Origin of the sequence: Vibrio sp. ER1A (assembly GCF_000733315.1) — a bacterium.
Classification (GTDB): Bacteria; Pseudomonadota; Gammaproteobacteria; order Enterobacterales; family Vibrionaceae; genus Vibrio; species Vibrio mediterranei.
The window spans coordinates 69,583-80,212 of record NZ_JPJA01000004.1 but is presented as its reverse complement, the minus strand read 5'-3'; the positions used below and the strand labels follow the sequence as shown (position 1 = coordinate 80,212).

Here is a 10,630-nt window from a genome sequence, read left to right as displayed (position 1 = left end):
AAACTCTTCAATTTAAGATTTCGTTCGGCTCAATGAATACTGACTTTAAACTACCTTAGTAATCTAAAGCTATTATCGTTCCAACAGAACGATAATGAATTGACTGTGCCAAGTCTTTTGACTTGATTGGTCACTCAGTTCATTGAAAACCTAATTTGATACCAAAGTATCTAATTTGATTATCATCAACGAGTGCCCACACAGATTGATAGGTTTATATTGTTAAAGAGCTTGTTTTGAGCTTTGCTCAAAACGGACGGCCATTTTAGCGAGATAAGTTGTCGTGTCAACCACTTTTTTCAACTTATTTTGCTAAGCTTCTTAGAAGCTTGAGACCTTCTGACTGGATGCGAACTTTCGTCTGCGTTCCCGTGTCAGCGAGGGGGCATTATAGAGATCGAAATCTTCTTGGCAACCCTTTTTTTGAAGTTTTTCGCATTTTTTTATCGTTCGATTAAAAACAGCTCAAAACGACGCAAAAAACGACATTTTCTTATTATAGCTGAGCAAATTTATCCGCAAACAAGCTGACTTTATCCCAGTTAGTGTATTCCACTTCCTTTGAAGTATCTGTTTCTCCGCCGGTCATCGTCATAATCAGTTTAATCATAAAGCGGTCAAAAGGATTATAACGTGGGTAATACAATGCGCCGGCAAACACACCTATTAACTCCGGTTGCCAAGGTGACTTTTTCAAGAACGTCTTTATATAAGCACTGCCTTCCGGCGTGTCTTTTCCTTGTTCTTCTTTTCTTGCGGTCAGATTGACGCAGAAGAATGCGGCTTTCATTGATGCTAACTTTGTACTGTTAGCATTTAAAAACTGATAGAGTTTTTTATTTAAATGACCATATCGGATTGATGCTCCAATAAGCACTTTATCGAACTCATCAAGATTAATGTTCATGTCTTGGTGTAGATTGACGATAGTGGCGGCATCATCACCTAATTGCTCAGCAATACGCGTAATAATTTTTGTCGTTTGTCCTTCACGAGAAGAATAGAGATAGAGAACTTTTTCCACGATGTTTCCTTTACCTTAATAAGCAGGCTGGTTAACTACGCCAAAATGCAGGAGTTAATAGAATAAGAAGGGTAAACACTTCAAGTCGGCCAAATAGCATCGAAACGATGAGCACCCACTTAGCGCTATCATTGACTTCACCAAAGTGGACAGCTACTTCTCCAAGACCCGGGCCCAGGTTGTTCAACGTAGCCGCAACTGCGGAGAACGCACTAAGCTCATCCATACCAGTAGCAATTAACGCTAACATACAGACCACAAACACCAGTGCGTAAGCTGAGAAAAATCCCCATACTGCGTCTACTACACGCTGAGACAATGCTGTCCCACCCACTTTGATGGTATATACCGCTCTTGGGTGTACAAGGCGTTTCATCTCACGAGCACCTTGCAGAGTAAGTAATAAAATACGAATTACCTTCATACCACCACCCGTTGAGCCTGCACATCCACCAATAAAAGAAGAGAACAGTAGCAACACGGGTAAAAACAATGGCCATTCCGAGAATCCAGTAGTGGTAAAGCCCGCCGTCGTCGAAATAGATACTGACTGGAACAGTGCCTGATCAAACGCATCGTATACCGAGTTATAGGAGTGATGCTTCAATAAAATAAGGAAGCAGATCAGGAATAACACCACCTGTATAAAGATGAAGGCTCTAAACTCGGGATCTTTCCAATAATACTTCGGATGTACGCCACCTGAAGCAAATGCAGCAAAGTGCAAAGAGTAATTACAGGCCGATATAAGCAGGAATACCACGGTAATCATATTAATAGCATGACTATCAAAGTAGCCCATGCTCGCATCATGAGTGGAAAAACCGCCAATCGCAATGGTTGAGAAACTATGGGCTATCGCATCAAACGGTGTCATACCTGCTACCCAAAATGCCGCTGCACAAGCGATAGTCAAGCTTAAGTAGATGTACCAAAGCGCCTTTGCTGTCTCAGCAATTCGAGGCGTCATTTTGCTGTCTTTCACCGGACCAGGGATTTCAGCCCGATATAACTGCATACCACCGATGCCTAGCACCGGTAAAATAGCGACGGCGAGTACAATGATCCCCATGCCCCCAAACCACTGGAGTAATTGACGATAAAACAATATCGCTTTAGGTAGCTCATCTAAACCAACAATAACCGTCGCACCGGTAGTGGTTAAGGCGGAGAATGATTCAAAGAATGCATCGGTTATCGATACATTAGGGAAATCGGATATAAGGAACGGTAAGGCGCCGGCGCTGCCGATTACTGTCCAAAACAAAACCACAATAAGGAAGCCATCACGAGCTTTGAGCTCGTGTTTGTGGCGTCGGTTGGGAAACCAGAAAAAGCCACCACAAACTAATAAGACAAAAAAGGTCGTAACAAAAGGTACACCCGCACCATCACGATAGATGAGCGCGACAAGAGCTGGCGCAAGCATTGACACACTGAACAGCGCTAAAAGAAGCCCGACAATGCGGATTATGGATCGAAATTGCATATATGTTGAATGAAGCTACGCTTCGTTACGTCCTAGTTGTGTTCTACTGGAGAAACCATTGCCTTGGCTCCACTTTTATTAATTATGCTTTGCGTGAGTGCATCAACCTTATTCACCTCAACTTCTACAATAAGAATAACCTTATCGCTATAGTGAGATTCCACTTCTACTGCAGAACACTTACTAAGTTCAGACTGAGCCGTGGCTACAAATGCATAGTCTAACTCTAGTCGTAATTGTGTGGTGATTTTTTTTTCTATTGTTTGAATTAGCTTAAGTGCTTGTTGAACTCCGCCACCATAAGCTTTCACTAATCCGCCTGTTCCTAGCTTGATTCCACCAGAATAACGGGTAACAACGGCCGCCAATTCTCCAATCCCGGAACCGCTTAACTGTGCCAAAATAGGCTTTCCTGCAGTGCCAGATGGTTCACCATCATCACTAAAGCCCCACATCATCGAATTTTCTGGACGACCAGCTACAAAGCCCCAACAGTTATGTCTGGCACTACTGTGTTCTTTCTTCACATCATCGATAAACGCTTTGGCACTTTCGATACTTGGTGTATGGGCAATTTGTGTGATGAAGACACTCTTTTTGATTTCTTCTTCAAAAATCACAGAGTGCTCTGGTATCAAGTATGCAGTTGAGTTCATTAGGGTTTATGAGATCTGTAGCCTAAAAAGGGTATTCTATCACGGGTGAATAGGATTGACTCCAAGATTGGACCACGGTCATAATGTTAAACAGTTGTTTAAAAAATGTATTGAAATTAAATTCAATGCGGTTCAATATTAGACAACTGGTCTAACCAGAAGCAAAAACAATAACTACCGCTTTCGCACAATCACGGATTGTCTGTCACGGAGAATGACAATGATTTACCAATCTGACACCCTACAGGTAAAGGAAGTACACAACGGCATCGCCGAACTGTGTTTTAGCTCTCCCCAGTCGGTCAATAAACTTGATCTGGCTACTCTTGAAGCCCTAGACAAAGCACTTGATGCTCTTGCAGCATGGAATGATTTAAAGGGTCTAATCCTCACTACAGATAAAAGCGCATTTATCGTTGGCGCTGATATCACGGAATTCTTGGGATTGTTTGCCAAACCAAAAGCAGAACTCAAAGAGTGGCTTGGTTTTGCAAATAGCATCTTCAACAAGTTAGAAGATCTACCCGTTCCGACACTTTCAGCCCTAAAAGGTCACACGCTTGGTGGCGGTTGTGAGTGTGTATTAGCAACAGATTTTAGAATTGGTGACAAAACCACCAGCATCGGTCTTCCAGAGACAAAACTTGGCATTATGCCTGGCTTTGGCGGTACCGTGCGTCTACCACGCCTCATTGGTGCCGATAGCGCGATGGAAATCATCACACAAGGTAAAGCATGTCGCTCAGGTGAAGCGCTCAAGCTTGGTTTACTCGACGCCATCGTCGAAACCGATGCCCTGTATGAATCTGCACTTAACACAATTCAATTAGCCATCAATGAGAAAATCGATTGGAAAGCACGCCGCCAAGCGAAAGTGTCTCCACTGACTCTGAGCAAGCTTGAAGCGATGATGAGCTTCACTATGGCTAAAGGTCTTGTTGCTCAAAAAGCAGGCCCACATTATCCAGCACCAATGGCTGCAGTAAAAGCCATTGAAGAAGCAGCTCGCTCTGGCCGAGATCAGGCTCTTGATATTGAAGCAAATTACTTTATTCAATTAGCTGGCTCTGATGTGGCCAACGCACTAGTTGGTATCTTCCTTAACGACCAATACATTAAAGGTCTTGCTAAGAAAGCCGCAAAGTCAGGTAAAGATACCGAACGTGCTGCCGTGCTAGGTGCTGGCATCATGGGTGGCGGAATTGCTTATCAGTCTGCGCTTAAAGGCGTACCTGTAGTCATGAAAGATATTGCTCAGGCTTCTTTAGAGCTTGGCATGACTGAAGCATCCAAACTGCTGAACAAACGCTTGCAACGTGGTCGTATTGATGGCTTTAAGATGGCTGGCGTATTGGCATCTATCACTCCAAGCCTTCATTACGCTGGCATCGAACAGAGCGATGTGATTGTCGAGGCTGTCGTAGAGAATCCAAAGATCAAGGCGTCGGTATTGAGCGAAGTCGAAGGATTGGTCGGTGAGAATACTGTCATTGCATCGAATACGTCGACGATTCCTATTAATGTACTTGCGAAGTCACTCAAGCGCCCAGAAAACTTCTGTGGTATGCACTTCTTTAATCCAGTACATCGTATGCCACTGGTCGAAATCATCCGTGGTGAGCACACGTCAGAAGAAACCGTTAATCGTGTTGTGGCTTACGCAGCAAAAATGGGTAAATCGCCAATCGTCGTTAATGATTGCCCAGGGTTCTTTGTTAACCGCGTACTCTTCCCTTACTTTGGTGGCTTTAGTCAGCTATTAAGTGATGGTGCTGACTTTATTCAGATTGATAAAGTCATGGAGCGCAAGTTTGGCTGGCCTATGGGGCCTGCTTATCTTCTCGATGTTGTTGGTATCGATACCGCTCATCACGCTCAAGCTGTCATGGCGGAAGGTTTCCCTGAGCGTATGGCGAAAGAAGAGCGCGATGCAATCGATGTTCTCTTTAGCAACACTCGCTACGGTCAGAAGAATGGCTCAGGCTTCTACGCGTACACTACAGACAAGCGTGGTCGACCAAAGAAAGCACCAAGTGAAGATATCACTAGCTTGCTGGAACCGGTTTGCAAACCAAGCCAAGCGTTCGACGACGATACCATCATTCAACGTATGATGATTCCAATGATCAACGAAGTAGCACTGTGTCTTGAAGAGGGCATCATTGCAACACCACAAGAAGCCGACATGGCTCTAGTATATGGATTGGGCTTCCCTCCATTCCGCGGTGGTGTATTCCGTTACCTAGATAGCATTGGTATCGATAACTACGTAGCAATGGCGAAGCAATACGAGTCATTGGGTGCAATGTACAAAGTCCCTCAGTCGCTAGTAGACATGGCAAGCTCTGGTAAGCGCTTCTATGAACTGCAGCAAACTGGCTCACTGTAATTACCCATTGGAAGAGGAATATCAAAATGAAAAATGTTGTCGTTGTTGATTGTCTTCGCACACCGATGGGTCGTTCCAAAGGTGGTGCATTTAGACATCAACGTGCTGAAGATCTATCAGCGCATCTTATGAAAGGAATTTTGGCTCGCAACCCACAAGTCAAACCTGAAGAAATTGAAGATATCTATTGGGGCTGTGTACAGCAAACATTAGAGCAAGGCTTTAACGTAGCACGTAATGCAGCACTGCTCGCGGGTTTACCTATTGAAATTGGCGCGGTTACCGTTAACCGTTTGTGTGGTTCATCAATGCAAGCTCTGCATGACGCGGCGCGTTCTATCATGGTAGGCGATGCGGAAATCTGTCTTATCGGTGGTGTAGAACACATGGGTCATGTCCCAATGACTCATGGCGTTGACTTTCATCCGCAGCTGTCAAAAAACGTTGCAAAAGCAGCAGGCATGATGGGTTTAACGGCTGAGATGCTAGGTAAACTCCATGGAATTAGCCGCGAACAACAAGATGAGTTTGCTGCCCGCAGTCACCAACGTGCACAAGCCGCAACCGTAGAAGGACGCTTCAAAAACGAAATTCTACCAACAGAAGGTCACGCAGAAGACGGCTCTCTCTTCACTTTAGATTATGATGAAGTTATTCGTCCGGAAACTAACGTGGAAGGTCTATCTAAGCTACGTCCAGTATTTGACCCTGCCAACGGCACCGTCACCGCCGGTACGTCATCTGCGCTATCTGATGGTGCTTCTGCCATGTTGATAATGAGTGAAGATAAAGCTAACGAGCTAGGTTTACCTATTCGTGCAAAAATCCGCTCAATGGCCATTGCTGGTTGCGATCCTTCTATTATGGGTTATGGTCCAGTACCTGCGACTCAAAAAGCACTGAAGCGTGCGGGTTTGACGATGGATGATATTGATATTGTTGAACTTAATGAAGCATTTGCTGCTCAATCACTGCCATGTGCGAAGGATCTGGGTCTATTAGATGTGGTTGACGAGAAAGTGAACCTTAACGGTGGTGCTATCGCGCTTGGACACCCATTGGGCTGCTCAGGCTCTCGCATTTCAACCACCCTTATCAATATTATGGAAAGCAAAGATGCCAAGATCGGTCTAGCGACCATGTGTATTGGTTTGGGTCAAGGCATTGCAACCATATTCGAACGCCCATAACCCCATCTGAATGTAAAAACAGCTCCGCTTGCGGGGCTGTTTTTATTTATGCATAAAATGCATACATCAAATGTTCAAGTTTCATTTTTTTTTTACCTATTTGTCGCCTACACTTTGCAGCAGATAACACGTCAACTCATTGGAGACAACCATGTTCAAAGCACTGTTACTTAACCAAGAAGATAAAAAAACAATCGCTACTATTTCTCAAGTAGATGAGTCTCAGCTTCCAGAAGGTAATGTAAAAATAGATGTAAAATATTCATCTTTGAACTACAAAGATGGGTTGGCGATTACGGGTAAAGGCAAAATTATTCGCAATTTCCCAATGGTACCGGGTATCGATCTTTCTGGCGTAGTGTCTCAATCTGATGACCCTCGTTATAAGGAAGGCGACGAAGTGGTTCTCACTGGCTGGGGGGTCGGTGAGAATCACTGGGGTGGCATGGCAGAGAAAGCAAGTCTAAACGGTGATTGGTTGGTGCCAATGCCTGCTGGCCTAGATGCAGAAAAGGTCATGGCTATCGGTACTGCTGGCTTCACGGCTATGCTTTGCGTACAAGCGATTGTTGATGCTGGTATCAAACCAGAAGATGGTGAAGTACTGGTAACCGGCGCAAGTGGTGGTGTAGGTAGTGTTTCAGTAACGCTACTAAACCAACTCGGCTACAAAGTCGCAGCAGTCACAGGCCGTGCTTCAGAAAATGGTGAATTACTCACTTCTCTTGGCGCTTCTCGTATTGTTGAACGTAGTGAACTTGAAGAACCAGCTAAGCCACTTGAGCGTCAAGTTTGGGCTGCAGCGGTTGACACTGTAGGTAGCAAACTTCTCGCGAAAGTATTGGCTCAAATGAACTATAACGGTGTGGTCGCAGCATGTGGTCTGGCAGGTGGTTTTGATTTGCCAACAACCGTTATGCCATTCATTCTACGTAATGTCCGCCTACAGGGTATTGACTCAGTAATGTGCCCTCGCGAGAAACGTATCAAAGCATGGGAACAATTGGCAACTTTACTTCCAGAATCATACTACGCACAAGCGAGTAAAACAGTGGCGTTGGAAGAAGCGATTCAAGCAGCAGAAGATATCACTAATGGCGCTATCACTGGCCGTGTGACAATTAAGATCTAATCTTAGCTAACATATATTATTGAAAAGGCTCTCATGATGAGAGCCTTTTGTATTTAATACGCATTAGTACCGAGTATTTGCTTATCATTAGCAGGGCTTGGATTACCGTACTCTCCATTATGATTATGAAAAGCTTCTTTCGTCGACTTAATATCACCATCAAAGCGTGGATCCTGTGGTCGTTCATGGCTGTCCATAAACAACGCGATATCCCAAGCTTGCTGATCTGTTAATGTTCCACCTTGCCCCAAAGGCATGTTGTGTTTTATGAACGTAGCAGCAGTATTTACTCGATGCATTCCTGCTCCCCAGTTAAAACTATCCGGCCCCCAAAGTGCAGGAAAGACATAACGTCCACCCACCTGTCGTCCTTGTCCGTTTTCACCATGGCATACAGAACATTCTTTTTGATAAGCTTTTTCACCACGCTTGTAACTAGGTGCCTTCACAGGTTTCTCTAGTTTTCCAAATCCTCTTCCAGGCAACTTGTTATCAACAGAGACCCCAAACGACAACCAATAAGAGTAAGCATTAAGGTCCAATATTTCCTGACTTAATACCTCTGGGGGTTGACCATCTTTTGCGTTCATAGAATAAAGAAAACAACCTTGCAATCGATCTTCAAACGTATTTACTCGTTTATTTTTAGAACGATAGGCAGGGTAAGACACAAACGCAGCCCACATAGGTGCCGCATTAGCTACACTCCCCCCTCCAAGATGGCAATTGGTGCAGTTCATACCATTATTCACTCTTCCCGTCGGTTTCAATTGCTGAGTATTCATAAACAATGAATATCCACGCTTTATCGACTCCCCCAATTCACCCTTTGGTAAGTTATCCCAATGAGATACTTGATGAAGGGTTTCACCTTCGTTCAACGTCCTACCAGGCTCTATGGGGTGAAGCTCTTTATATTGATCAGCAAAGGCAACGAAAGTAAAACCAGCAAGCAAAGCGATTAGATAATGAGTTTTCATAAAGAACCTCCTTGCGATGAGAAGTATTCCGCAACAGCTTCGATTTCTTCTTCACTGAGTGCTTTAGAAATAGTTACCATCGTCCCTAACAAACCCGGAGGGCGTTGATCATTTTTCCAAGCGTTGAGTTGATTGATTAAGTAGTCTTTATTTTGCCCCATAAGCATAGGAAAACTTGGTGCAACCCCCACCCCATTAGGTCCGTGGCAACTGACACAAGCTGGTACATTGCTATTCCATTTACCACTGTATGCGATTCGTTCACCCAATGGCATATCAGCAGGCCACTTATCACCTCGCCATTGCAAGGTTTCAGGAGTATCAACGGGAATGGAGGCATAGAAATCAGCAGCGAGTACCAGCTGATCATCTGCAACGTCGTGAACGATAGGCTCCATAAAGCTGCTAGTTCGATGACCAGATTTAAACGCAAGGACTTGAGCCTCTAAGTAGGCTTTAGGCTGCCCTCGAAGGTTAGGGATGGTGTTTTCTCTACCAACACCATCAGAACCATGGCAGTCGATACACGCCTCCATAATGTTATTGGCGAGAGCAGTATGAGTAAGGCTTATAGCAGCTAGCCCGACGATAATCCTTTTAATATTCATTGCTCATTCCTTTGTTGTTTTTAAGTCAAACTAGGATAAAGATTAGTGAATACAAGGAAATGAAGGTATCAATTCAACCGACTGCTAGCCTAACCCTACATCTTCGATTCTTTTAGTAATCAATTTGCCACATTCTTGTTTCAACACTTTGCGCAACCATTGCTGGGACTCAGAAGTATCGCAGCGTGAGTGCCAAATCAACGAATAATCAAATGGTGTGAACGTAAATGGCAATGGCTTAATTACTAAGTCATATCGCTCTGCAACCAAATACGCTAAATCGGCAGGAACGGTAATAATAAGAGGCATGGAATCAACAATCGCCAATGCCGCTTCAAGGTGATAAGCCCGTAACACCATTCTTCTTGGATTCTGATTAACCAATGCAGCATCAAGTAATGATTTTACGCCATCGCTTATCGCAATCATGGCGTGTGGCGCATTAATATAGTCTTCGAGTAATAGTGGCTTTTCCGCAAGAGGATGCTGTTTAGACACTAAACATGAAACCCCTACAGGCCCTAATATATCTTGATGCAAAGGTGAGACAGAACCTGATGGTCGACAGATAGCCATATCTACCTTATCGGTACTCAGCTGCTTAAAAAGGCTCTCGTGTTGCAGTGGGGCAAACTCTAGCGAAATGTTAGGCGCCTGCTGATACACCATAGGTAAGGCATAAGGAAGTATGGTCTGCATAGCGTAGTCAGTAGTAGCGATAAGAAAACGCTCATTGCAGTAATATGGATTGAACTCACTCGGTGTTAACAGTTGGCGGAATGATTCTAACGGCGCATCAATTTGTTTGCAGATCTCCAATGCTTTACTGGTAGGAATGATCCGTTGCCCTTGACGGGTAAACAGAGGATCGCCCAATAAATCTCTGAGCCGACCTAAAACACGACTGGTCGCTGACTGGCTAAGGTTCAAGCGCACAGCTGCTTGACTAACACTGCCTTCTTCGACCAACACTTTTAACGCAACCAACAGATTCAAGTCACGACGATAGATTTCTTCGAGTTCCATAAACACTTCCTAACGGGTTCTTTTATAGTGTACACCGAGCCCGAATATCTTTACCTAGCGCCAGATAAAAAAAATCCCGCCTTTGACAGCGGGGAAGCCCAAGAAAATGGGGATAGTGTCGGAATGTCGTATAGTG

9 protein-coding genes are annotated in these 10,630 nt (G+C 44.3%); 3 read left to right on the top strand and 6 right to left on the bottom strand.

The features are described 5' to 3' along the window. Nucleotides 1-496: 496 nt before the first annotated feature. From hemG to HW45_RS01630, 3 genes are read right to left on the bottom strand one after another with little or no spacing between them, the layout of a single operon-like run. A complete protein-coding gene (gene hemG / locus HW45_RS01640) occupies nucleotides 497-1,024 on the bottom strand; it encodes a menaquinone-dependent protoporphyrinogen IX dehydrogenase (RefSeq protein WP_038224193.1) in 528 nt (175 codons plus the stop codon). A 31-nt stretch (nucleotides 1,025-1,055) separates the two neighbouring features. Beyond that, nucleotides 1,056-2,513: a TrkH family potassium uptake protein gene (locus tag HW45_RS01635; RefSeq protein WP_006075112.1), complete on the bottom strand. Its 1,458-nt coding sequence runs from the start codon at nucleotides 2,511-2,513 to the stop codon at nucleotides 1,056-1,058. A gap of 32 nt (nucleotides 2,514-2,545) precedes the next feature. Beyond that, a complete protein-coding gene (locus tag HW45_RS01630) occupies nucleotides 2,546-3,169 on the bottom strand; it encodes a YigZ family protein (protein WP_006075111.1) in 624 nt (207 codons plus the stop codon). Between the two features lie 220 nt (nucleotides 3,170-3,389). Between HW45_RS01630 and fadB the strand changes: the two genes are divergently transcribed. The 3 genes from fadB (at nucleotide 3,390) to acuI (ending at nucleotide 7,880) form a co-directional block, all read left to right on the top strand. Further along, nucleotides 3,390-5,558 carry a fatty acid oxidation complex subunit alpha FadB gene (gene fadB / locus HW45_RS01625; protein WP_038224191.1) on the top strand — a complete coding sequence of 723 codons (2,169 nt, stop codon included), beginning with the start codon at nucleotides 3,390-3,392 and terminating at the stop codon, nucleotides 5,556-5,558. A 26-nt stretch (nucleotides 5,559-5,584) separates the two neighbouring features. Next, nucleotides 5,585-6,748 carry an acetyl-CoA C-acyltransferase FadA gene (fadA, locus tag HW45_RS01620; protein WP_038224190.1) on the top strand — a complete coding sequence of 388 codons (1,164 nt, stop codon included), beginning with the start codon at nucleotides 5,585-5,587 and terminating at the stop codon, nucleotides 6,746-6,748. A 151-nt stretch (nucleotides 6,749-6,899) separates the two neighbouring features. Continuing rightward, nucleotides 6,900-7,880: an acrylyl-CoA reductase (NADPH) gene (gene acuI / locus HW45_RS01615; protein WP_038224188.1), complete on the top strand. Its 981-nt coding sequence runs from the start codon at nucleotides 6,900-6,902 to the stop codon at nucleotides 7,878-7,880. A gap of 53 nt (nucleotides 7,881-7,933) precedes the next feature. On the opposite strand, the gene HW45_RS01610 is transcribed toward acuI, so the two are convergent. The 3 genes from HW45_RS01610 to HW45_RS01600 all read right to left on the bottom strand — a co-directional run bounded on the left by HW45_RS01610 (nucleotide 7,934) and on the right by HW45_RS01600 (nucleotide 10,494). Then, on the bottom strand, nucleotides 7,934-8,860 hold the full coding sequence (locus tag HW45_RS01610; RefSeq protein ID WP_006075107.1) for a c-type cytochrome: 927 nt from the start codon (nucleotides 8,858-8,860) through the stop codon (nucleotides 7,934-7,936). Continuing rightward, complete coding sequence (locus HW45_RS01605; protein ID WP_051867648.1) at nucleotides 8,857-9,468, bottom strand: c-type cytochrome; 612 nt, start codon at nucleotides 9,466-9,468, stop codon at nucleotides 8,857-8,859. The genes HW45_RS01610 and HW45_RS01605 overlap by 4 nt, the downstream gene beginning before the upstream one ends. Nucleotides 9,469-9,552: 84 nt before the next feature. Beyond that, nucleotides 9,553-10,494, bottom strand: coding sequence for a LysR family transcriptional regulator (locus HW45_RS01600; RefSeq protein WP_006075105.1), 942 nt, complete (start codon nucleotides 10,492-10,494; stop codon nucleotides 9,553-9,555). Nucleotides 10,495-10,630 lie beyond the last annotated feature (136 nt).